The sequence below is a fragment of the Rhodococcus sp. 06-470-2 genome (genome assembly GCF_002258235.1).
Classification (GTDB): Bacteria; Actinomycetota; Actinomycetes; order Mycobacteriales; family Mycobacteriaceae; genus Rhodococcoides.
The window spans coordinates 288,240-310,313 of record NZ_NOYB01000010.1; the positions used below are offsets into that span (position 1 = coordinate 288,240).

The 22,074-nt window shown below is 63.5% G+C and carries 28 protein-coding genes; 10 read left to right on the forward strand and 18 right to left on the reverse strand.

Going from position 1 to position 22,074, the window contains the following annotated elements; translation table 11 throughout:
• Positions 1-45: 45 nt before the first annotated feature.
• The 3 genes from CH276_RS04690 to CH276_RS04700 all read left to right on the forward strand — a co-directional run bounded on the left by CH276_RS04690 (position 46) and on the right by CH276_RS04700 (position 3,406).
• Complete coding sequence (locus CH276_RS04690) at positions 46-1,005, forward strand: oxygenase MpaB family protein (RefSeq protein ID WP_094630166.1); 960 nt, start codon at positions 46-48, stop codon at positions 1,003-1,005.
• Between the two features lie 78 nt (positions 1,006-1,083).
• The gene (locus CH276_RS04695; RefSeq protein ID WP_032396190.1) at positions 1,084-1,794 is read left to right on the forward strand and encodes a GAF domain-containing protein; all 711 of its coding nucleotides are present in this window, start codon (positions 1,084-1,086) and stop codon (positions 1,792-1,794) included.
• A 166-nt stretch (positions 1,795-1,960) separates the two neighbouring features.
• Positions 1,961-3,406 carry a sugar transferase gene (locus tag CH276_RS04700; protein WP_094630167.1) on the forward strand — a complete coding sequence of 482 codons (1,446 nt, stop codon included), beginning with the start codon at positions 1,961-1,963 and terminating at the stop codon, positions 3,404-3,406.
• Positions 3,407-3,433: 27 nt separating this feature from the next.
• On the opposite strand, the gene CH276_RS04705 is transcribed toward CH276_RS04700, so the two are convergent.
• Genes CH276_RS04705 through CH276_RS04725 form a run of 5 tightly spaced genes read right to left on the reverse strand, consistent with a single transcriptional unit; the run spans position 3,434 to position 7,009 of the window.
• Positions 3,434-4,456 carry a hypothetical protein gene (locus tag CH276_RS04705; protein ID WP_094630168.1) on the reverse strand — a complete coding sequence of 341 codons (1,023 nt, stop codon included), beginning with the start codon at positions 4,454-4,456 and terminating at the stop codon, positions 3,434-3,436.
• Between the two features lie 49 nt (positions 4,457-4,505).
• Positions 4,506-4,946, reverse strand: a complete 441-nt coding sequence (locus CH276_RS04710; RefSeq protein WP_094630169.1) for a preprotein translocase — start codon at positions 4,944-4,946, stop codon at positions 4,506-4,508.
• Positions 4,934-5,722 (reverse strand): twin-arginine translocase subunit TatC, encoded by a 789-nt coding sequence (gene tatC, locus CH276_RS04715; protein ID WP_094630170.1) that lies wholly within the window; start codon positions 5,720-5,722, stop codon positions 4,934-4,936. Before tatC ends, CH276_RS04710 begins: the two co-directional genes overlap by 13 nt.
• A complete protein-coding gene (locus CH276_RS28875; RefSeq protein ID WP_254924136.1) occupies positions 5,719-5,952 on the reverse strand; it encodes a twin-arginine translocase TatA/TatE family subunit in 234 nt (77 codons plus the stop codon). The genes tatC and CH276_RS28875 overlap by 4 nt, the downstream gene beginning before the upstream one ends.
• Before the next feature lie 40 nt (positions 5,953-5,992).
• Complete coding sequence (locus tag CH276_RS04725) at positions 5,993-7,009, reverse strand: dioxygenase family protein (protein ID WP_094630171.1); 1,017 nt, start codon at positions 7,007-7,009, stop codon at positions 5,993-5,995.
• 176 nt (positions 7,010-7,185) lie between these two features.
• Between CH276_RS04725 and CH276_RS04730 the strand changes: the two genes are divergently transcribed.
• Together CH276_RS04730 and CH276_RS04735 are read left to right on the forward strand one after the other, a co-directional pair.
• On the forward strand, positions 7,186-8,214 hold the full coding sequence (locus CH276_RS04730; protein ID WP_094630172.1) for an ABC transporter substrate-binding protein: 1,029 nt from the start codon (positions 7,186-7,188) through the stop codon (positions 8,212-8,214).
• 100 nt (positions 8,215-8,314) lie between these two features.
• Positions 8,315-8,605 (forward strand): hypothetical protein, encoded by a 291-nt coding sequence (locus CH276_RS04735; RefSeq protein WP_052049756.1) that lies wholly within the window; start codon positions 8,315-8,317, stop codon positions 8,603-8,605.
• Positions 8,606-8,611: 6 nt separating this feature from the next.
• Here the strand turns inward: CH276_RS04735 and CH276_RS04740 are convergent, their stop codons facing one another.
• From CH276_RS04740 to CH276_RS04750, 3 genes are all read right to left on the reverse strand, one after another.
• Positions 8,612-9,019: a DinB family protein gene (locus CH276_RS04740; RefSeq protein ID WP_094630612.1), complete on the reverse strand. Its 408-nt coding sequence runs from the start codon at positions 9,017-9,019 to the stop codon at positions 8,612-8,614.
• Positions 9,020-9,241: 222 nt separating this feature from the next.
• Positions 9,242-9,856: a class I SAM-dependent methyltransferase gene (locus CH276_RS04745; RefSeq protein WP_094630173.1), complete on the reverse strand. Its 615-nt coding sequence runs from the start codon at positions 9,854-9,856 to the stop codon at positions 9,242-9,244.
• Between the two features lie 96 nt (positions 9,857-9,952).
• The gene (locus tag CH276_RS04750; RefSeq protein ID WP_094689105.1) at positions 9,953-10,801 is read right to left on the reverse strand and encodes a GGDEF domain-containing protein; all 849 of its coding nucleotides are present in this window, start codon (positions 10,799-10,801) and stop codon (positions 9,953-9,955) included.
• Positions 10,802-11,021: 220 nt separating this feature from the next.
• On the opposite strand from CH276_RS04750, the gene CH276_RS04755 reads away from it, so the two are divergent.
• The 3 genes from CH276_RS04755 to CH276_RS04765 all read left to right on the forward strand — a co-directional run bounded on the left by CH276_RS04755 (position 11,022) and on the right by CH276_RS04765 (position 13,167).
• Positions 11,022-11,456, forward strand: a complete 435-nt coding sequence (locus CH276_RS04755; protein ID WP_094630455.1) for a hypothetical protein — start codon at positions 11,022-11,024, stop codon at positions 11,454-11,456.
• A 191-nt stretch (positions 11,457-11,647) separates the two neighbouring features.
• Positions 11,648-11,974, forward strand: coding sequence for a hypothetical protein (locus tag CH276_RS04760; protein ID WP_045200446.1), 327 nt, complete (start codon positions 11,648-11,650; stop codon positions 11,972-11,974).
• 224 nt (positions 11,975-12,198) lie between these two features.
• A complete protein-coding gene (locus tag CH276_RS04765) occupies positions 12,199-13,167 on the forward strand; it encodes an AurF N-oxygenase family protein (protein WP_094630175.1) in 969 nt (322 codons plus the stop codon).
• Here the strand turns inward: CH276_RS04765 and CH276_RS04770 are convergent.
• Genes CH276_RS04770 through CH276_RS04785 form a run of 4 tightly spaced genes read right to left on the reverse strand, consistent with a single transcriptional unit; the run spans position 13,140 to position 16,050 of the window.
• The gene (locus CH276_RS04770; RefSeq protein ID WP_094630176.1) at positions 13,140-13,871 is read right to left on the reverse strand and encodes a TetR/AcrR family transcriptional regulator; all 732 of its coding nucleotides are present in this window, start codon (positions 13,869-13,871) and stop codon (positions 13,140-13,142) included. The genes CH276_RS04765 and CH276_RS04770 overlap by 28 nt on opposite strands.
• A 35-nt stretch (positions 13,872-13,906) precedes the next feature.
• Entirely contained in the window at positions 13,907-14,446 is a 540-nt protein-coding gene (locus CH276_RS04775) for a copper resistance CopC family protein (RefSeq protein WP_094630177.1), read from the reverse strand.
• Between the two features lie 27 nt (positions 14,447-14,473).
• Entirely contained in the window at positions 14,474-14,830 is a 357-nt protein-coding gene (locus tag CH276_RS04780) for an ArsR/SmtB family transcription factor (RefSeq protein WP_032396178.1), read from the reverse strand.
• A 14-nt stretch (positions 14,831-14,844) separates the two neighbouring features.
• Entirely contained in the window at positions 14,845-16,050 is a 1,206-nt protein-coding gene (locus tag CH276_RS04785; RefSeq protein WP_094630613.1) for an MFS transporter, read from the reverse strand.
• A gap of 119 nt (positions 16,051-16,169) precedes the next feature.
• Between CH276_RS04785 and CH276_RS04790 the strand changes: the two genes are divergently transcribed.
• Complete coding sequence (locus CH276_RS04790; protein WP_176459103.1) at positions 16,170-17,396, forward strand: GGDEF domain-containing protein; 1,227 nt, start codon at positions 16,170-16,172, stop codon at positions 17,394-17,396.
• An 83-nt stretch (positions 17,397-17,479) separates the two neighbouring features.
• On the opposite strand, the gene CH276_RS04795 is transcribed toward CH276_RS04790, so the two are convergent.
• A complete protein-coding gene (locus CH276_RS04795; RefSeq protein WP_141214664.1) occupies positions 17,480-17,773 on the reverse strand; it encodes a hypothetical protein in 294 nt (97 codons plus the stop codon).
• A gap of 93 nt (positions 17,774-17,866) precedes the next feature.
• On the opposite strand from CH276_RS04795, the gene CH276_RS04800 reads away from it, so the two are divergent.
• Positions 17,867-18,079, forward strand: coding sequence for a hypothetical protein (locus tag CH276_RS04800; protein WP_094630181.1), 213 nt, complete (start codon positions 17,867-17,869; stop codon positions 18,077-18,079).
• A gap of 22 nt (positions 18,080-18,101) precedes the next feature.
• Here the strand turns inward: CH276_RS04800 and CH276_RS04805 are convergent, their stop codons facing one another.
• The 5 genes from CH276_RS04805 to CH276_RS04825 form a co-directional block, all read right to left on the reverse strand.
• The gene (locus CH276_RS04805; RefSeq protein ID WP_094630614.1) at positions 18,102-18,965 is read right to left on the reverse strand and encodes a type IV toxin-antitoxin system AbiEi family antitoxin domain-containing protein; all 864 of its coding nucleotides are present in this window, start codon (positions 18,963-18,965) and stop codon (positions 18,102-18,104) included.
• 233 nt (positions 18,966-19,198) lie between these two features.
• The gene (locus tag CH276_RS04810; RefSeq protein WP_094630182.1) at positions 19,199-19,774 is read right to left on the reverse strand and encodes a DUF6461 domain-containing protein; all 576 of its coding nucleotides are present in this window, start codon (positions 19,772-19,774) and stop codon (positions 19,199-19,201) included.
• A gap of 44 nt (positions 19,775-19,818) precedes the next feature.
• Entirely contained in the window at positions 19,819-20,190 is a 372-nt protein-coding gene (locus tag CH276_RS04815; protein WP_094630615.1) for a PLD nuclease N-terminal domain-containing protein, read from the reverse strand.
• A 299-nt stretch (positions 20,191-20,489) separates the two neighbouring features.
• Entirely contained in the window at positions 20,490-20,858 is a 369-nt protein-coding gene (locus tag CH276_RS04820) for a hypothetical protein (protein ID WP_141214665.1), read from the reverse strand.
• 95 nt (positions 20,859-20,953) lie between these two features.
• Complete coding sequence (locus CH276_RS04825; protein ID WP_094630184.1) at positions 20,954-21,988, reverse strand: LacI family DNA-binding transcriptional regulator; 1,035 nt, start codon at positions 21,986-21,988, stop codon at positions 20,954-20,956.
• Positions 21,989-22,074 lie beyond the last annotated feature (86 nt).

Genomic DNA, 22,074 nt, shown 5'->3' on the forward strand with positions numbered 1-22,074 from the left:
CTCGTAGGGCTTGCCAAATTAGAGTGAGCATTCTAGTTTGAGGATATGACGACGATCACAGTGCGCGGACAGCGGTTCGGCGGGGTTCCCAGAGATCACTGGAGGCGTGTCAACGACTCACTCGACCCGGACACCGATTTCGTGCAGATCTATCGAAATCTGGCTGTGCACGAATTCCCATGGGACATCACGCAGGCGCTGTCCTTTGCGCTGTTCCGGACGTTCGCGGTACCGGGCATCGGCAAGCTCCTCGACGACACCGGTGCATTCACCGGGGCCACTCAGAAGCGCTACGACGACACGGTGCTGCTGCTCGAGGTGCCGTTCCTGCGGGGCTTCGACGACGAGCAGGGCCGTGCCGCGATCCGCCGGATCAATCAGATGCACCGAAGCTACGACATACCCAATCACGAGATGCTGTACGTGCTCGCGACTTTCGTCGTCGTTCCGCAGCGCTGGATATCCGTGTGGGGTAAACGGCCCATGACCGACGTCGAAGTACGAGCATCGGTCAGGTATTTCCGAACGCTGGGCAAGCACATGGGGATATCGGACATGCCCGACTCGTTCGAGGGCTTCGCGCACTTGATGGACGACTACGAAGCGGAGTACTTCGCCTTCGATCCCGGCGCTCGACGCGTCGCCGACGCCACACTGGCTCTACTCGCCTCGTTCGTCTCACCCGTCCCGAAGGGAATCGTTCGCGTGGTGAGTCTCGCTCTCATGGATGCACCGCTGCGAAATGCGTTGGGCTACAGCCACCCTCCTCTGGCGCTGGAGCGGCTCGTCACAGCCGCGATGCGTGCGCGAGGACGTGCTCTGCGACTGTTCCCTGCTCGCCTCACGCAGCGACGCAATGCCGACTCGCAGCGAATGCGTTCCTATTCGGACGGATTCGACATTGCCCAACTGGGCACGTTTCCGGGCGGGTGCCCTGTGCGTTCCGTCGACGCACATGGGTCTCGTAGCGCTAGCGCTACGAGTTCTTCACCGGCGATCGAATGACGATTCTCCCGCACAGTCAGTGGGCGTTATCGGTCGGACACTGGTCGGAGTAGCGCAAAGTCAACTACCGTCCAGTGTGTGGAACTAGGAAAAACCGGTTTCGGAGATCGAATCAACGCACTGTTGACTCAGCATGCCGAGAAGGCCGGCGAGTCCCTCAATACCTATGCACGTCGGGCGATCATCACTCGGCTCGTCACGGAACTCGAACGGGAGTCCTCGCCGGAGGTGGCCGCGGTGCTGGCGGACGCCCGTAGCTTCGAATCCGAGAGCATCGAGTTGTCCGATCTCGATTCGACGGCTCCCCGACAGACGCACCTGCTCATCGACGATGTGGACAGGGTCGCCGCCGTACGAGCTACGGGCATGATCGGCAGTCCGCGTGACGAGCAGTTCGACAAACTGGCCCGGATGACGTTGCGAGCGATGGGAGCGCAAGGCGCGTCGATCTCGTTCGTCGACGATCGAACGCAATTCATCAAAGCCAGCGTTGGAACCACGGGAACAGCAGCGCAGCCGCAGACTGTGGCGGTGGAACGGTCTGCATGTCGTGTCGTTGTAGAAACCGGAGAAACGTTGGTGGCCCCGGATATCAGAGAGCATGCGCTACTGAGGGATCACGCGACTTCCGAACTGATCGCATACATGGCAGCGCCGATCAAGTCCGAAGCAGGTTATACCGTCGGGATTCTGGATGTGTGGGACTACCGGCCGCGCAAATGGACGGCCGGTCACGTGAAGACCCTCGAAGACATCGCCTGGCTCATTCGTCAGAGAATTCCCTTCTAGCAGTTTGTTTTCCGGTGACGGCAATACTTCCGATGGTCGCCGAAAAGTCGCGGTGAGTGATAAGTGTTTGGTGTTTCGAAATGTCGAATGCCAAATGGCCTGACCGCTCGACTGGCATGAATATCGGAAGGAACCGCGCATCGTGCCGGACTCTCACGGACCAACGATGATGAGATCGACAACACCGCCCTCGGTGAAGCTGCGTTTCGGGAGGAATGTATCCGATCGAATTCGTATCGACCCGGTTCGCACGATCGCCGCCGTTGTTGTCGATGTGATCGCCGCAGTCATCGGCGTAGCCGAAGGTATTCAATGGCGGTCCGGCAGTATCGCTGCGTTGGGTTGGCACCCATGGCTGTTCGTGCCGACGCTCCTTGTGCTCCTGGCCTCGAGAAAGCTCTACCGACGAGGTCTCCGGCGCAATTTCATCGATGAGATCGGCCCGGTCCAATCCGCCGTGGCCTTTGCGACTCTGATCACGCTCGCCCTTGTTCTGGCAACCGAGACATCCTATGCCCCAGGCCCGGTCATGGTCCGAGTCTGGCTGTGCGCGGCAGGCACACTCGCGATCGCTTGTCTGGCCCGTGCGTGGATACAACGCTGGTTCCGAACGAGACACCACTCGAGTGCGCCGACCCTCATCGTCGGCAGCGGTCCCGTATCCGAGCAACTGGCGCACAGAATGAAGCAGTTCTCCGAATACGGGATGGATCCCATAGGGACGGTCGATTCCGTCTCCGACACGAATCCCGCCGTACATCAGGAACTCTCGAATCTCGGAACACTCACCGACCTGGCTCGATTGGTCCACGTGCATCGAGTGGAAGAAGTAGTGGTTGCGTTTGCTTCAGCTCCCCACGAAGAGGTGGTAGCAGCGATCCGTGCAGCACAGAACGCCGGTACTCGCGTCTGGCTCGTGCCTCGCCTGTTCGATACCGTCGGCGTGCACGCTCATATCGAGCATCTCGGCGGGTTGCCGTTGATGGTCCTGCGTCATGTCGATCCGAGAGGGTGGCAGTTCGTTCTCAAGGGCGTATTAGACAGGATCGGCGCGGGAGTGGCTCTACTTCTTCTGTCGCCGGTATTCCTTCTGCTCACGGTGCTCGTGCGGTCGAGCTCCCCGGGCCCTATCTTCTTCGCACAACAGCGAATCGGCCGGGATGGAGTCCCCTTCGACTGCTTGAAGTTCCGATCGATGCGCCCACCGCGGGACTCCGATGCCGATTTCGTTCCGGTCGAGGGGGCAGCACCCGGTGGAGTGGAAGGCGTGGACCGACGCACCAAGATCGGCAAGATCATGCGACAGACCTCACTCGACGAGCTCCCGCAGCTCATCAATGTGCTTCGCGGCGACATGAGCCTGGTCGGACCCCGTCCTGAGCGCCCGGAGTACGTCGACCTGTTCGCTGCGCAGATCAGACGCTACGGAGAGCGGCATCGCGTCCAAGCAGGTCTCACCGGATGGGCTCAGGTGCACGGATTGCGGGGCCAAACACCCATAGCGGATCGCGCGGAATGGGACAACTACTACATCGAGAACTGGTCCATCTGGCTCGATATCAAGATTGTGTTTCTGACCTGTATTGCAGTCCTGAAGCGATCAGAAGACTGACCGGCGTAGTCGGTCGGACGCGCATCGCTACACCCGGTCCTTACCCGGCTGGTGCGTCGGATCGATGAGGAACAGGCTGCTGCCGTCCAATCCGTCTCTGCGGTGGATGTTTCCGCGCAACCCGGCTTCCACCAGTCGCGCCGCGATCTCGTAGATCTCCTCGAGGCGATCGTCGGTGAGATCGGGCCTGATCGCGAGATGGATCTCGTCGCCGATGTGCCGCAGCACCGCCTCGAAGTTCGGGCTCACCGAGCTGTAGAGCTCCTCGCATTGGACAACCAGCGCGTCGGACATCACGAAGTCGTCCTCGGCTCCGAGCAACGGGATGACGCCGAAGTCCTCGAGAAGGTTGATCAGCTGTATTCCACTACGTCCGGCCGCAGTCGATCGATCCGCCAGCACACCGGATTCCACTTCCTTCGTCGTGAAGATCAGTGTCGCCTCGGCGCTGGGATCGAGCAGACCCAGATCGGCGCGCATGGCCGTCAACAGCAGCGAGTGCATCCGGATGATGTACGCGTGCTCGCTCTGCAGACGTTCGTGTGCAGGAGCGGGGATTCCCGTTTCGGGAGCCAGCGGGGCGAACACCCGACGGTCGATGCCCGTCGACAACTCCAACGCCAACGGATGAACCCGCCTGCGCGCGACCACCAATGCGGCGGAGAGCGCCAGATTCAACCGGTCGTAGGCCTTGTTCAAGGACTGCGTCGCAGCCGTGAGATCGCCGACAGGAGTCGAGACCACCGCTGCCGAAATCTCCTCCGCCACAACCCGATCGACATTCGACAGGGCGAACAGCAACTCTTGATACCGCGCCGTCACCTGATCGCGGCTCCACGAGTCGCTCTCACCCGACTGGCGCACCTGACGGTCGACGGCAGTGTGCAGTGCCGCCACCTCGCGGGAGATGACGTCCTCGTTCGCGCCGACCCGACGCACACTGAGCGCCGCCCACGCCGCACCGAGCGCAGCGATGACGACGACGATCAAAGTCCACACCTGAACTGCCGTGACACCCGACTCCGAGGCAGCTACGACGCTGGTAGTCATGGGCTACATCATGCCCGAGTGTGTTACACGTTGTCCTTCTTTCGCCGCCCTAACCTGTGGCTGCGACATCCGGCAGTACCTGCGCCGCGATACGACGGGGGTCGTTCTCGGGTAACGACTCGATGAGAATTCGTCGTGGATGCGATGCCGCTCCGGTGATGACGTATTTCTGGCCGGGTCGTACGCGGGCTGCTTCGTCGATCACTTCGTCCGGCCACACGGATTTCGGAGCGGAGTCGGTGTCACGCAATGCGTCGGCGACGATGCGGCGTGGATCGTACTGGCGCAGATCCATCGACTCCCACTCCGAACGGCGTAGCGGAACGCCCATTTCGTCTTCTGCGGCGGTGCGGGTGGACTCGACGAAACTGCGCACGGAGCGCACGGTCCGTGCCAGTTGATGGGCGTATCCGGGTAGTCGCGAGGGGCCGAGGACGAAGCCGGCGATGATCGCTACCAGGAACAGTTTTTCGAAGGTCAAGCCGAACATGTTGTGAGCTCCGGTTTCGGTGAAGTCAGGATGCGCCGAGCCGCTCGGCGGTCGTGTATCTCGGTGATCACGACGGCCGCACCGAACAGGGTGGCCATCGGCAACGCGACCAGGAACATGGACAGGACGTCGGCGGCGGGAGTGACGAGCGCACTGAACAGGGCGATTCCGACGACGCTGAGCCGCCAACTGCTACGTAGTCGATGCGCAGAAAGAATGCCGAGGCAGTTCAACATCACCAGCAATGCCGGCAGTACGAACGCGATACCGGTCGCCAGCACGATCTTCATCACGAAGTCCACGTAGTACGAGGCGTTGAGGATGGTGCTGTCCTGATCCGAGGAGAACCCGGCGAGCACGCTGACCATGCGCGGGAAGATGGTGAACCCGAACACGCAGCCGGCCACGAACAGTGGAGCCGCTGCGGCCGAGAAAACGTAGACGTACTTCTTCTCCCGACGCGTCAAACCTGGTGCGAGATAGGCGAACAGCTCACGCAACCACACCGGAGACGACACGATCACGCCGGCGAACAACGCGATCCTCAGTTCGAGATCGAAAGCGCCGGTGACGGTGTCGAAGTTCAGGCTGGCATCACGGGAGAGGGCGAGCTCCTCGACGGGCGCACGGAGGATGTCGAGAATCTGGTCGGTGAGGGCGAACCCGATCGCCACGCCGACGATCAGCGACACCGCCGCGCGCACTGCGCGGCGACGAGCCTCGCGCACATGCCCGGCAAGGGGCATCGTTCCTCGCGCGGCGGTGGCTGTGCTCATGATGCGTGGCGGTACGGAACCGGAACGGACGCGTCGGCGAATGTCGGTTCCGTGGTGGCGGTGGTCTCGACACGCGTCGCGGTCTTCTTGTCCTCGCGCACTTCGTCTTTCAGGATGCGCATCGACTGACCGACGCCCTTGGCGAGGGAGGGGAGCTTGGTCGAGCCGAACACGAGCAGCAGGATGGCGAGGACGATGAGCGCGTGCCATCCGGTGAGGTTGTGCAACATGGTGATTCCTTAACTGGTGGGTAGTGTGAGGTGGGGGTGATCAGTTGGTGGGGGCTGAGCCGGCATTGGGCGGTCCGCCCGCCGGGGGAGTGCCGCCGCCCATGGGGGCCTGGCCGCCACCTCCGCCGCCTCCGCCCGCGGGCGCAGCACTCATCGTCGGTTCGGTGGTGGCATCGATCGCCACCGCGAGTGATCCGACGTAACCGGAGGCGGGATCGCCGCTGAACGTGCCCATCTCCAGCTCGTAGCCGTCGCCGAAGACATTGTCGTTGTCGAGGCTGCCCATCTGGGTCAGGTTTCTGGCCGACTCGGGATAGACGTCGGTCTTGTCCTGATAGATCGCCTCGAGCATGTCCTGCGGGAACGCGACCTGTGAGGTGGCAATGGCGTTGTCCACGTTGGTCGCCGACGCGGCGTCGGGGTAGACCTCGAAGTGCATGTGGGTCCAGCGGCCGGAGTAGCAGCCGGGAACGACGGTCTCGAAGGTGACGGTGCCGTCGCTACCGGCCGCTTGGATGCCGCGCAGGTAGGTCTCGTCCTCGACCCCCTCGGAATACATCGAGTACTGGCCCTCCGCATCGCACTGCCACACGTACACGGCCGCACCCTCGTACGGTCGACTGTCGTTCGCCAGGTCGGTGAGCGTGAAAGTGAACGTGAGGGGCACTCCGCTCACCGTGGTTTCACCGTCCAGGCTGGAGGTGATGTCGCTGCGGACGATGCCCGATTCCTCGAGGACGTTGACGCCGTTGGTGCCGTCGGCCGGGTATGGGCCATTGGTTTCCTGGGGGATCTCGCTCGTCGCCGTCGAGGTGGTCGTCGACGCGGTTGCCGTGGTGGCGGTGGAACTTCCGGCGCTGGAGGTGCTCGAGCATGCGGCCAGAGCGAACGCGCCCGCTCCTGCGCCGACGAGACTCAGTACACGGCGGCGGGTGACGAGGGTGGTGATATCGAAGCCTGCACCCTGGTCGACGACCTCCTCGGTGGGGCGGTCGAGAAGCCTTCCCTCGTAGGCGGGTCCGTCGGGTGTATCGGTCGGCTCGGGGATTCGGGTCATCGTCGTACGTCTCCTTCGTTGCGGCACTGAATGTTTCGGTAGTGCCAATACTCTGGGACGTTGCGGTGAGGACCCTGGACCTCTGCTGCGAGGTTCCTGTGAACGATGTGCCCCGGTGAAACCCCGCTAAGTAGCTAAGGCTAACCTCATCATGCGTACCGACCTGAAGGATTGTGATGACTCTTCGTGTGACCACCCGCTTCGCTGCACTCCTCACCGCTGTCGCGGCCGCGTCCTTCGCGCTCGCCGGGTGCAGCTCGACGGAAACGACCGACAGCCCGGCCGCCGCCCCGTCCACCGGCTCGTTTCCGCTGACCGTGCAGCACATGTACGGCGATACCACCCTCGACGCAGTGCCCGAACGGGTCGCGACGTGGGGATTCGGCACCACCGACGCGGTGCTCGCGCTCGGTGTCGTCCCGGTGGCGATGCCCTCGGCGGAGTACGGCGGCGGTGACGATCTGATCTACCCGTGGGTGTCCGACGCGATCGAGTCATCCGGCGGTCCGGCGCCGGTTCTGCTCGACAACGTCACCGACGCGCTGTCCGTCGAGAAGCTACTCGCCACCGACCCGGACGTGCTGTTGGCTCCGCATTCCGGGTTGACGCGGGCCGAGTACGACGCGGTGACCGCAGCCGGAGTTCCCGTCATCGCCCCGCCGGAGGAACTCTGGTCGACGCCGTGGCGCGATGTCATCACCACAACCGGTGATGTTCTCGGGGTGCCGGACAGGGCGCGTGATCTCGTCGCCGATCTGGATTCTCAGGTGCAGGACGCAGGTGCTCGCCATCCCGAATTCGACGGCCGCACAATCGCATACGTGTCCGAGGCCGCCGACGTGTACTACCTGCTACTGCCGTCGGACCCCAGAGTGGAGTTGCTCGAGAACCTCGGCTTCGTCTCGCCTGCATCGGTGACCGGCCTCGCGACCGACGACGCCACCTACTCGACCACGGTCTCGGCCGAGAACATCTCCACGATCGACGCCGATGTGGTGTTCACTCAGGTCGACACCGACGACGCCCTGCAGCAATTCCTCGATTCGCCTGTCTCACGCCAGATTCCGGCTGTTGCCGCCGGTGCGGTCGCCGGATTCGTCGGCCAGGAGGCCGGAGCTGCAGTGGGCCCGACGGCACTGTCGATTCCGTACTTCCTGCCGACTCTGGTCGACGGACTCGCAGCCGCTGTGAACACCGACCGCTGACGACGATGGGCAATGGTGGACGGCATTCGGACGAGCCCGGAGGCATCTGCGCGCGAGTAGTCTGACCGCGACGACATCGGTCGACTCCGGGAGTGCACTCATGACCTCACGATTGCCCGACGTGTTCAGCCCGTCTGCAGTGCAGTACGGCGAGACCGTCAGAGTGGACGACCGCACGACCATTCTGCCGGTATCGCGTCGATCGGCTCGGGGAGCAGAGACCGCGGTGGGGGTGTTCACCATCACGGACGGCACGGCGGTGTGGACCCCCGCAGTCGATACCGGCCGCATCCAACTGATCGGGGTGCTCACCGGCCTCGTTGCTGCGACATTGGGATGTGCTGCGGTCCTGAGACGGCCGCCGTGGCCGACCGTCACCATCGATCGTTGAGGTGGATCACGCCCGACGGAGGACGTCGCGGGTGAGCTCGAGCTGGCCGAGATGCTGGGCCAACTCGCGCACCAGGTGCGTCAACACCCATTCCGGTGTTGCCGTTGCGAGCTCCGGGCGGGTGGTACCCATGACGGTTCGATCGCGAATCCCCTCGCGTACTGCGACATTCACCCACCCGGGCAGACGCGCCCGAACCTCGTCGACCCGCGTGATCAGATCGTCGATTCGGCCTGTGGCAGTGAACTCGGCTGCCCGATCCCGCGGGATCTTCAGACCGGCGATCACCGAACCTGCCCAGTACTCGATCACGGCCACGCAGTGGAACACGATGGCGTACGGACTGTTGGCACCCGGCAGGTCCGGCTTCGTGTTGGCCGGCTCGTCGCCCAGGTCCCGCAGGATCTCCGTCATCGACGACAGGCTCGCGCCAGTTATCGCCAGAAAGGCGTCAGCGACACGGCTTTCGGCGTCGTCCTGCTGCGAGGTCACCACGGGTACGGCTCGCAGTCGTCGAGGAAACAGCCGTACGGATCACGTCCCGGTTCGCCGTGCATCACCGGACCGTACACCCGATCGCCTGCCCTTGCGCCTGGGCCCGGCCCTCGGGACACAGACACCGCTGCGACCGCGGGATCAGATTCGACGCGTGACCCGAACCACCGCATCGCGCAACGTCTTCGAGTGCACACCCGTGCCACCGACCGTTCTGGAACGTTCGAGTGCGGTGTCGATGCGCCACGAGGAGGCGTCGAACAGGGCGGTGATGTCTGTCGCGGTGACAGTGGCCTCGTGCGGTGGCTCGCCGTCGTGTGAGTGATGATGCCCGCGGTCGTGCAGATGGCCGACGATGAGCAACGAACCGCCCGGTGCCACCCATTGCGCAATGTGTCGATAGAAGTCCAACTGCGGAATCGACGGATGCGCGTAGTGGGTCGTCACCAGATCCCATCGGTCGGTCGGGTTCCAGGTCGTGAGGTCGGCTTCGATCCAGGTGACGTCGACCCCCGCTGACCGCGCCTGCTTCGCGGCGGTGTCGAGGGCAGCGGCGGAGATGTCGGCACCGGTGACTCGCCAGCCCTGCTCGGCGAGCCAGATCGCTTCTGCTCCGGCACCACAGCCTGCGTCGAGCGCGGTACCGGGCGTCGATCCGGCCGTCTCCTGCACGAGATACGGATTCGCCGCGACGGTGCGGGATGTTCGGTCATCCCAATGGTGCTCCCAGTACTCCTTGTCGAATGCGTGCGTCATGTGCTGAGTCCTCTCCCGGTGGTGTTCCGGGATCAGAGTGACAGCCCGCTCACAGATATAGCAAGTATGTTTGCCGTATCAGCAAGTTGCGCTGAGTCAGAAAGGTGCGTCGGTGATCATTCGATTTCGGCCGGCGCGCTTCGCCTGAAACATCAGTGCGTCAGCTCTGTCGAGTGTGCTGCGAAGACCTTCGTTCGGTCGCTGGAGCGTGTACCCGGCCGAGAACGTCACCCCCGATGACGTGGTGGCGGCGGCAAGAGCCTCGAGTGATCGAAGAGCACCACGACGATCGCAATCGCGCAGAGTGATCACGAATTCCTCTCCGCCCCATCGAGCCAGGAGTCCATCGACGCCGATGCAGCTGCGGGCAGCCGACGCGAAGTCGCGGAGCAACGCGTCGCCGGCGGCGTGGCCGAAGTGGTCGTTGAACTGCTTGAAATGGTCCAGATCGAGAACCGCGACGACTGTGTCGACCGAATCGTCGTCGACGAGGGACACCGCGTAATCCGACCAGCCGCGACGGTTGAGTGCCCCGGTCAGTTGATCCGTTCGGGACGCGAGCAGGATGCCGTCCTCGACCTCTTTCCGTTCGGTGATATCGAGAGCGGCACCGAGCGTCCACTCGGCATCGGACGGACCGGTGAAAGGGACCAGAGTCAGCAGAACCCAGCGAATCTCGTCGTTCGGTAGAACGAACCTCACCTCGACCTTCACGGGTTCGTCCGCGGCCGTCCCGGCGGCCATCAGATCCTCCACGCTGCCGTGGAGCGGGAGGTCGTCCGGGTGAGTGTGCACCGTCGCGGATCGACCGATCAGTTCCGAGGAGGACAAGCCCACGAGTTCGCAGTAGGCCGCATTGACGTCGACGAAGAGCCCATCGGCGTCGGAGAGAGCCTGCGCCACGGGGCTGGAGGCGAACATGCGCCGGTACCAGTGATCCTCCACGACGCAACGACCCGCTTTCTCCCCTTCCCGGATGGGGAGTGTAGTTGAGGTCTGCTCGAGCCCTGTGGCGCATTCGGCTGCCGGCAGCTCCGTCCGGCCGACTCGTGCGGGAACTGTCGCCGGTCAGCGGCAGATTGGCACGAATGTACGACTTTCGGGAACCGTGTGCGCCTGCGCGCCGTCCAAGGGGTTGGGGTGGCCGGCCGACGATGGGGTCTCGATGACGACGAAGTGGCGAGAAGTGACGAGCATCGAGTGCCAACAGGATTTCGACGACCTGCTCGACGTCTGTATCGACATCGCCGCCGAACGGATCAGCGAGAACTGGGGACTGCACCCGGTGGCCGTCGTCAACGACCTCTCCGGCGGGCAGCGGGTGCTCGCACCGCAGCAGCCACAGGGAGACGGGGAGTCGCACCCGGCGATGCACGAACAACTCGTCCGCGATCTGCGCGCCGTCGCCGATGATCTGCGGTCGTACGCCATCGTCTCCGACGCCACCGGCGAGGAGGCGTCGGGCACATATCTCGAGGTCCTGCTCGAACACCGCGAATATGCGATGCGGATACTCGTCCCGTACCTGATGCCCGACGCCACGACCTTCGATCTGGGTCCGACGAAAGCTTCGGTGGGGCAACGACTTCTGTGGCCCTGATCCCTCTGCAAACGCGCGCGCGTTCGCCGAATGCGCGCGACATCGTGCCAGGATCGGTGGCGAATCCTAACGCGTCCGACAAGTGCGCGCGCGTGTGCGAAACCGGGGGCGTCGGCCTCCTCCAGGTGATTGGCACTCTCACCCGTCGAGTGCCAAAATAGAGGCACATTCTCACTCGAAAGGAGTCCGCAGTGACCGTCACCTCTCCCCACTTCGATACACGTGATTCGGACGACGACATGCCACCGAAGTGGTGGAACCGGCGCATTCGTACTCGCGCGCAGGTGACCGAATATGCCGTCATGTTCGGTGCGATGTCGATCGTCTCGTTCTGGGCCGCGGGGCTCGGCATCGCAGCAGGATTGATTGCCGTCGCCTCTGCTCTGTGGGCCGATCGCAGCCCCGACCTCTCCGGCCCGCGCGCCGATCGCAGTGACACCGCGCTGGCCATCGGAACCGGAATTCTCGGCATCGTCATCGGCGTGGGCTTCGTCGCGATGGTGTTGCCGTATTGGTGATGGAGCGACTTCGTCGCACGTGAGCGGAACTTCGTAGTCCACTACGAATTACCGTTCACGACCGAAGCGCCTGCCTCGAGGCCGGTCGACCGCACTGCGGTCGGCCGGTTTCGTCGTTTCGAAGAACATTTCTCATGTATCTGCGACGGAGCGTTGCACCAACCAGTTTTATGTGTGACGCTGTGTTGCGTACACATTGTTCGGACGCAGGCGGAAGGACCACCATGACTGCAGTCGACGACGCACGAACGCTCTACCGAGACAGGCTGCACGCACTGTCGACGGCATCGGTGCACCAGCACTTCGACGCCTTCCTCGACATCCCCTGGGACGAGCCCGAGTACGCGATCGTTCCCGACGATCCGCGCTGGGTGCTCCCGGACGCGGACCCGCTCGGTCACACCGACTGGTACAAGTCGCTTCCCCTGGACCGGCAGATTCACATCGGGATGTACCGTCAGGCCAGCATGGTCAAGGTCGGCCTGCAGTTCGAGCAGATCCTCATCAGCGGACTCATGCACTACGCCCTCACGCTGCCGAACGATTCACCCGAATTCCGGTACTCGACGCACGAGGCGACCGAAGAGTGCCACCACACCCAGATGTTCCAGGAACTGGTGAACCGCATCGGCATCGACGTGCCGGGTGGGCCCGCATGGTTCCGCAAGATCGTGCCCGTACTGACCCTCTTCGCGAGCCGATCCGCACCGTTCGGATTCTTCGTCGGAGTGCTGGCGGGAGAAGAGCCGATCGACCACATGCAGAAGGGCGTCCTGCGCGCCGGTAGCGTCGGACACCCCTTGGTCCAGCGCGTGATGCAGATTCACATCGCCGAGGAAGCACGACACATCGGCTTCGCCCATCAGTACCTCGAGCACAAGGCCCCGCGGCTCGGACGCTTCGAGAAGGCGTCGATCTCGATCCTCATGCCCGTCATCATGCGACTGCTGTGCGACGTGATCATGAAACCGAGCAAGCAGATGCGACGCGACCTGGCCATCCCCGACGAGGTTGTCGACGCCGTGTGGTGGAACAGCGAACCGTCACGAAAGGCATTGCGCGACACCTTCGGTGACGTCCGAATGCTGGCCGGCGAGCTCGGACTGATGAACCGCGTGTCCCGACGCGTCTGGCGCGCCCTCGGTATCGACGGACGCCCCTCGCGTTACCGCAGCGAGCCGTCGTTCGGCTGACTCTCGTCGAGGACGCTTTCGAGGGGCACCTGCGGGATCGCGATCCCGCGGGATGCCCCAAGGCCCTTGACCTGCAGCCAGATGGTGTCGGCCAGGAACGTCGCGAAATGATCGAGACCAGTGCGATGTTCGGTCTGCCCGCTCCAGCTGCGCACCGCACCCATGCAGCCGGAGACGAGGCCCGCAACCCACGGCCGCACCAGCGACCAGTCGTCGGTGGTCAGGTCTGCGTGCACCAGTGACAGGAATGCCGCGACGCTCACTTCCAACTGCTCGGCCAGCAGAGCGTTGGTCTCCTCGAGAGGCGTGGGCGACTCGGCACTGACGTCCTGCTCGACGAATCGCGTCCACGCGGGATGCTCGGCCACCCAGCGCACGTAGGTGCTCACCATGCGATGCACCGCGTCGCGAGGAGTTCCGGTCAACGCGAACGACGAGACCAACGTGGCCGTCAACTCCGAGCAGATGGCGCGCTGAATGGCTGTGTCCAAGTCGGTTCGATCGCGGAAATGCCGGTACAGCCCGGTGCGGTGCACACCGGCCTCGGCCGAAATCTGAGCGGTGGTGAGCCGCTCACCGGGTGCGATATCGCGCGCCAGAACTGTCATGGCCGCGTCGATGATGTGGCGTCGGCGATCGGAGTTGTGCTGTTCCCAACGCCGCTTACGACCATCGGACTCCGGGCGCTGGTCACCGTCAGTCATGCTGCATGTTCTCACGTCCACATCGGGTGAGGACGTCAGTTGCTGCGTTTACGAAGCGCGAACAGCACGCCCGCCGCACCGACAGCGACGACGACCACCGCGACGATCCAGATCGGAAAACCGCTGCTGTCCTCGGGCTCTTCTGCGGCAGTCGGTGTTGCGTCGGTAGGGGCGGGGGCCGAGGTGGCTGCGGTTGCCGCCGACGTCGAGGACGCCTGGGTCAGTTGGAACGGAATGCTGCCGGTGATCGGATGCCCGTCCGCGGAGACCACTCGGTAGCCGATGGTGTACTCGCCCGCCGCACCGAGCCCGTCGAGATCGACGGTCACCGTGCTGCCGTCGACGACGGGATCCGATGCCCCCCATTGGGTTCCATCGGCTCCGACGACGGTGACGGTGGCGAAGTTCGACTGCACGGACTGATTGAACGTCAGGGTCACCTCGTCCGGGGCGGCGTCGAGCACGGAGTTCTCGGCAGGGTTGCTGGACTGCAGAGTTGCGTGCGCAGCTGCCGGGGCGATCGACAGTGCCGTCGCGGTGAGAATGGCGGCGGCAATCACGGCCAGGCGTTTCATCGGGTGCTTTCTTGTTGTGGTGCAGGGTTATTCGTGCGGGGGCTCGCCGGTGACCTTGTGGTCGGCGAAGTTGAGGCCCTCACGCACGAGCCGGGCGAGGTGACCGTCGGCCAGGCGGTAGATGACGTTGCGGCCGTCGCGTCGGGTCTCGACGAGTCCGGTGAATCGAAGCTTGGCCAGATGCTGGCTGACGGCGGTGCGGGAGGTTCCCGTGGCCGTGGTCAAGGCGCTGACGTCGGCAGGGCCGCGGTCGAGTAGCCAGAGGATGTGCAGTCGCGTGGGGTCCGAGAGCATCCGAAAGGTGTCACTGGCCGTGGCCAGGCGTGCGGAGTCCGGTTCGACGGCATGGTCGAGACTGATGCGCGGTTCCTTCTTCGGTGGCATCGAACGTCGTCTCCCTACGCGGAGGCGACCACCGACACTCGGGAGCGACTCCACAGGCGTGCTGCGGACAGTGCCGCAAGTGTAGCCAAGCCCGTGAGCACCAGCGCCGCGGTGAACAGTCCGAACCGGGCCCCGACCCAACCCGCAATCGGATAGGTCAGCAGAAACGCCGCGTGCGACAACGAGAACTGCGCCGTGAAGATGGACGTTCGGGTGCTCTCGTCGGATTTACGACGCAGAATCCTCGCCGAAGGGGTGTTGATCATCGACGTCCCGACGCCCAGCAGCACCCACGTCGCGGCCAGCGCAACCCAGGCGGTCGACCCTCCGTGCAGGGTCGCCACCAGTGTTGCTGCGGCAGTTCCCATCACGGCCGTCGCAGCCCCGGTGAGCATGAGCGTGTGATCGTTCGTAAATCCGAGGGCTCGTGGGATGCACAATGCTGCGACCATCGAGCCGGCGCCGTAGCAGCCGAGAGCGATGGCCAGCTGACTGCTCGATCCGCCGAACAGATCGCGGACGTAGAGAACGGAGTTGACCACCACGAGAGCAGTCGCCGCAGCGACCACCGTGTTCAACGCGATGAGTCCCTGAAGTTCGGTATTCCTGACGAACGTCGCGATGCCCGAGGTCGATCGTCGGATCTCGGGTGCGAGGTGTCTCGGAAAGTCGGTACCGACCACCATCACCGCGGAGACGACGAACCCCACAGCCGTGCCGACGAACAGCGTGTGGAAGCCGATGACCGTCAACAATGCGGCGGCGATCAATGGGCTGACCAGTGATTCGAGGTCGTAGGCCAGTCGCGAGAGCGTCAACGCGCGGGTGTACTGCTGTGCGTCGGGCACCACGGACGGAATGACGGCCTGGAAGGTGGGAGTGAAGGTGGCCGACGCCGCCTGCAGAACGAAGATCAGCACGTAGACCTGCCACACCTGATCGACGAACGGCAATGCCAGTGCGGTGAGCGCCCTGACGGCGTCGGCGCTGACCAGCACGAGCTTGCGGGGGAGCGTGCCGGTCAGTGACGACACGATCGGAGCGACGAACACGTACGCGATCATCTTGATCGCGAGAGCGGTACCGAGCACGGCTCCCGCGGCACTGCCGGCAATGTCGTAGGCGAGCAGTCCCAGCGCCACCGTCAACAGTCCGGTGCCCAGCAACGCGACGACCTGCGCGGTGAAGAGGCGTCGAAAGGCGGGGTTGGCGAACAACATGGATTCAACGTACACACATGTGCGCAAGTGCGCACTGATTGGATTCGATCCGAATGTGTGCAATTCGATCGCTAGTTTTTCGGTATCGTTCAGCAGTCGGCTGTGCAAGGGGGTGGTTCGTGACCGTAACTCGCAACACGTCGAACGATGTCGTGCGCCGAGCCGTCGATCGGTTGCCGTCGATGATCGGGTACTGGGACAGCTCGCTGCGCAATGTCTTCGCGAACCGCGTGTACGCCGACTACTTCGGAATCGAACCGCATGACCTTGTGGGTAAGCACATCAGCGAACTGCTCGGCGAGACGCTGTACCGGTTGAACCTGCCGTACATCTCCGGCGTCCTCGCCGGCGAGCAGCAACAGTTCGACCGCACGCTCATCGATGTCAACGGTGCCGTGCGCGTCACCCAGGCCACCTACGTCCCCGATGTCGTCGACGGCGTCGTCCTCGGATTCACCGCATTGGTCGTCGACGTCAGCGCCCGCGCCGAGGTCGAACGTGAACGAGATCGCGCGATCCGGCTGTTCCAGAACGTGATGGAGAACGCCCCGATCGGCAAGGCCGTGATGACCCGCGACGGCCGATGGCTGCAAGTGAACAAGGCCCTGTGCGAGCTGCTGGGGTATACCGCAGAAGAGTTGCGCCAGAAAACTTTTCGAGACATCACCCATCCCGACGACATTGCACTCGCCGACGAACATCTGAAGGGATTGGCCGAGGGGACGCTGACGAACGTGGCGTCGGAGAAGCGATACATCCGCAAGGACGGAGCCACCATCTGGGTGCAGCGCAACGCGACCGTGGTGCGCGACGAAGATTCCGGCGACATGATCATCGCGCAGATCCAGGACATCACCGCCCGCAAAGCCGCCGAGGCGTCGCTCGAACGCCAGGTGCTGATCGACGACCTGACGGCGTTGGGTAATCGACGCCGACTGATGGCAGAGTTGGATGCGCTGAAGGAATCGGTCGGCGAACGCCCGGTCGGAATGCTCTTCGTGGACATCGATTCCTTCAAATCCATCAACGATCGGTTCGGTCACGCGGTGGGGGACCGGGTACTCCAGGCAATCGGCCGTCGCATCCTGGACAACACCCGCGCTCGAGACATCGCCTGCCGCATCGGCGGTGACGAATTCGTAGCCCTGCTGCACTCCGCCAGATCTGCCGAGGGAGTCGAACGCCTTGCCAACCGGGTTCGTGGCCTCCTCGCCGGCCCCTACGACATCGACGGCACTGTCGTCCCGGTCTCGGTGAGCGTCGGATGGAGTTGGGAACCGACCACCGACCCGGACGAATTACTACGCATCGCAGACGAGCGAATGTACTTGTCCAAGCGCACCTGAGATCTGGATCAATGTGGGTTTCAGTCGGTCGGAATGCAAGAGAGTCGCATTGATCCGCCGGATCGGGCTGGGGCGGGGGAGGCTCAAAGCCGTGTCGGCCGCGCACCCAACGGCGGCGCGGGGGTGGGCCCGCGGTGCTTACGTGACTCGACGCGGTACGCGATGTACAGATACAGGAAGCCGGTGACGGCACCGCCCACGCAGCTTGCAGCGATATCGAGCGCGGTGGAACCCGAGGTGATCGTCAAGTGCATCAGGAGAAAGCCGATACCGACTGCGGGGACGAGGGCAAGCGCATTGATGTAATCGGCCCGGGTTGCGCCGCATTTCTTGCTCAGAGCCCCGGTCATGACCCACTCGCGAAATGGCTTCTGCATCTCGGCCTCCGACCTCGTGCGGTCCAGTTTGTCCGTTTCCTCCACGGTACCGGATAGTTCGCGGCGCTGACGGTGTCGTGGGAGGGTGCAGGTATGCGTGCTCTGGTATTTCTCGCGGTCCTCGCGATCGTGTACACATGGCCGCTGTTCGGAGGCAGCCCCGGCCAGTGGTCTGCCCTGTTCCAGGGCGTCATGATCGGCACGATAGTCAGCACCGCGGTGACTCCCGCGGGATGGAAGGCGATTCGACGCATCAGAAGTCGACTCGATGGGTCGTACGGTCCACCCAGGTCCTCGCGGCGATGAAATCGGGTGCAGCTGACCGCGCTCAGCGCGGCTGGCTGCACCGGATTCGATCGAGAGTAGCGACTATTTCGGCGATCACGTGATCCATGCGTTCGGTCAGGTCGACCCAGGTGTAGCGCAGGATCGTCCAGCTCTGAATGATGTCGTTCTGCCTGATCCGATCCTGATGGAACGCGTCGTGATCGGAGTGAAATGCCCAGCCGTCGATTTCGATCGCCACCATCTCGGCGAGGAAGGCGAAGTCGAGTTCGTATCCGCCCCATCGATAATTCACTACCCAGCCGCCGATCTTGCGGGCCCGGAACTCTCGAATCAAGAGACGCTCTCCCTCGGAGCGGGCACCGTTCGCTGCGACTTTCAGCAGCCGCTTCGCTTCGGGAGCGCCGGTGCGACCTGGGTTTCGTGCATCTGCGCGCTGCAATCGTTCGAGGTCGGTGTGTCGCTGAAGTGCCCGATCCATGATGTGCGCCTTACCTATCGACGCTTCGAGAACGGTCAGTTCGAGAGACGTGACACGAAGCCCGCGCCGCTCGACGATGTCCTTGTTGTGGATGTCGCGGCGGCGTAGTCGGCAGCCCTCGGCGCGGCTTCGCCCCTTGCGTGGGGTGGTGACCTCGATGATGCTCGGCACGTCGGAGATCACCCCGTGCCAGAAGGCAGCGGCTTCCCCGCTGAGCGCAGCGTTCGGTCCTGCACCCCACACAGCGCACCGAATGCGTGCGTCCGCAGTGAACGGGCGGTCCACGACGAAGTACACCCCGCGATGAATTGTTCGCCACGCACCGGCGCGAACCGAGCGATCCACAGCGTCGCCGCTCAGGCCGCAGAGCGCCGCCTGCGCGCGAGTGATCACGCCGTCGTGCCGCGCCAGCCATTCATCAAGCATGTCCAGTTGGACGTTCACTGCGCCGAAGCGGTTCCCTAGCGAATCGGGTGCAGTGAACCGCGCTCAGCGCGGCTGGGTGCACCGAATTCAATCGACGTGGAGCTGTGTGTTTGAGTCAGTCGCCTACTCGGGTGCGACGCGCTGTTCGAGCACGGGTATGTCGTCGTAGACGCTCGGCCGAACGCCTTCCGAGGACATCGTCGCTGCAGGCGCGCCGACTGGTTGGTGCAGTGTTATTCGATACTGTCGCCAATATGGAAACTGGCTGAGCGGAGCAATTCCGGGGTTATTGCGACACCTGTGTGGTTGGCAATCATCGCCAGACTCGTCTCGAGAACATGGAATCGCCCGTCCGGTAGCGGCCCCTCGCTGTTGGGATCCACTCCGGCCACGCGCATGCCTTGTCGCCACGGACTGTTCGGATCATCGAAACCAGGTCCCGACTTCAGCAGCGAGTCGAAGAACGCCGTCCCCCTGCCGTCGACCCATTGTGCAAAGTAAGAAGGACCGACTGTGATTGCGCAGGTGAGCGCTTCACCTCCCATCGACAGTGGGGCCATCAGTTCGTCAGCCAGGCCCGCCGTGGACGGCGCGACGGCAAGAACCCAATTGCCCAGTTGCGTCACGCCCACCACATCCACATCGGAATTGACGCCGTCCAAACCCACAACGGTGCCGTGTATTTCGGTCGTCAAAGCTGCGAGAACACTCGCCGGATCGTCATGGCGAACAAAGGTGAACGACACGCTTGTCTCGACCCATTCGTAGTCGTCGACGACCCACGAGAAGTCTTGCCACGTTGCAGCCACAGTTCGATCCTCACATCGTCGTAGTCGAGTTCTACCCGCCCAGATCAGAACCCGAGATCTCTCTTGCGACGCTCGCGCTCGAGTCGGCGTTGCTCCTCTGCACGTTCTCGACACCGCCGGAGAAATTCCGCATCGGCCTCGGGATTCTGGGCAGCCTGACGGCCGGGTCGTGTCTCGTATTCAGGAAACGCAGAGTTGCTCGCGCGCCGGTTGCCGCCACCGGGACCTCCCCAGATTCCGCCTCCAACAGGACGTCCCGCGAACAACCATGCCAATGAGCCGGCCAGCGGGAGAAACACCACCAACAGCAGCCACACGATCTTCGGGAGGAATCGCACTCCACCATCGTCGGCCGTGATCACGTCGATCAGACAGAACACCCACAGCAACATCACCAGCAGACCGAGATACGGCATGTGATCCTCCACTTTCAAGACCGTTCGGTCTGATGTATCGAGCATCGTAGCGGGGCTGTCGCGATTTCGACAGATAAGGCCTCAGGTCTATCGATGGGCAGGATGTGGTCAGCGAGGCACCGGACTCCGCTGAGGAGTGCCCATGTCTGGCGTAGTTACATGTATCCGCGCACCAGGCGGTGATGGCCTTCGGAGCCCACCGACCGGCAAAATCGGGTGCAGCTAGCCGCGCTCAGCGCGGTCAGCTGCACCCGATTCGGCCTCCAATTGCTTCAGCCCGCATAGCGTCACTGCAACAATCAGTGGCCCTGGGAGTAGATGAACAGCGATGACTGTCGTGTGTTCCTGGTGAGCAGGACGGTCACGCGGTCTGCCGTCTGCTGGTCAGGACGCGAGGTGGACAGCATCTCGGGTTCGCAGGTCAAGCCCAGTGCAGTCCAGTTGCTCGTCGATGCAGCGGCGCAGGCCACCGGTTGCAGTGGCGGATAGGAAGGGTTCGCCGCCGATACCGCTGTCTCGTCGCCGGCCTCGTTGGGCGCGTCGAATCGGGCCCGCCACGCAGGCTGGCCGACGAACTCCGTGTGCGTGAAGCCCTGAACGAACTCGAAGCCACTCGGTACGTCGAATGCTATGCCGCGCAGGGCACGCGACACTTCTTCTTCGTCCATGGACCTCCGTTCGCCGGGCTCGAACGAACTGCACGACGCGGTGAGAACGACGACAAAACCGATGAGCCAGAACCGACACAGTCTTGCTGACGAACTCATCTCGTGGCACGGCTCGATGATTGTCGCGGGATCAGTGTCGGGAGTGCCTTTTTCAGCGGAGTCGAGCCGTCATCGCCGTTGAGCAGTATTTCCATTGCGGTTCGGGCGATTTGGTCGAATGCGGTGCGAACCGAGGTCAGGGGAACCGGCAACAGTTGCGCGAGCGGGATGTCGTTGTAGCCGACCAGTGAAAGGTCCTCTCCGACAGCCAGATTGTGTCGATGCGCTGCTGACAACACCCCGAGAGCCAAGTTGTCGTTTGCGGCGAACACCGCAGTCGGACAGTCTGTGCCGTCGAGCAGATCGTGTCCTGCCCTGGCACCGGCTTCGATTCCGTATCCGGTCTCGGTAATCCACTCCGGGCGAGGTTGCAGGCCGGCTTCGGCAAATGCCTTGTGCGCGCCGGCCAAGCGGCCGACGGCACTGGATGTGAACAACGGTCCTGTCAGCACCGCGATGTCGGTGTGGCCGAGATCGATGAGGTGACGAACCGCCAGGTACCCGCCCGTCTCGTCGTCGCCGATCGACGAAGGGCTCTTGCCGTCGGTCCTCAGAACCAGGACATGAGGAATCCCGTTCTCGCGGAGATGGCTGGGGAGCGGGTCGTCGGTGCGGCTCGTGGCGAGAACGACCCCATCGACATTGCGCTCCAGAAGCGACTGCGCTGCGTTCCATTCGTCCGTGGGATCATCGCCGCTCGTAGCGACGATGGCGTGGTAGCCCTCCTTGCCTGCCGCCCGGTCGATGGCCTCGAACATCAGCGCCATCACGGTGTCCGAGAGGCGAGGCACCAGGACACCGATGGTGGCGGTGGCACCCCGTCTCAGGTTCGACGCGAACGTGTTCCGCCGATATCCGAGATGCTCGGCAACCTCGCGCACCCGAATGGCCGTTGCGGTTCGGGACGGTGTCACACGGTCGTCGAGCACACGGCTGACGGTCGAGATGCTGACCCCGGCCGCCTTGGCGACATCGCGCAGCGTGACGGCGTCCGTACGCTCCGTCGAGAGCCCGTTTCGGGTGGAACGCATGTGCAGTTCCTGACTGTTCGTTGAACTCCTGGTCCGGCCGAACTTACAGATCGCCAGCCTGCGGCGCATGCAAACGTCCCAGGAAC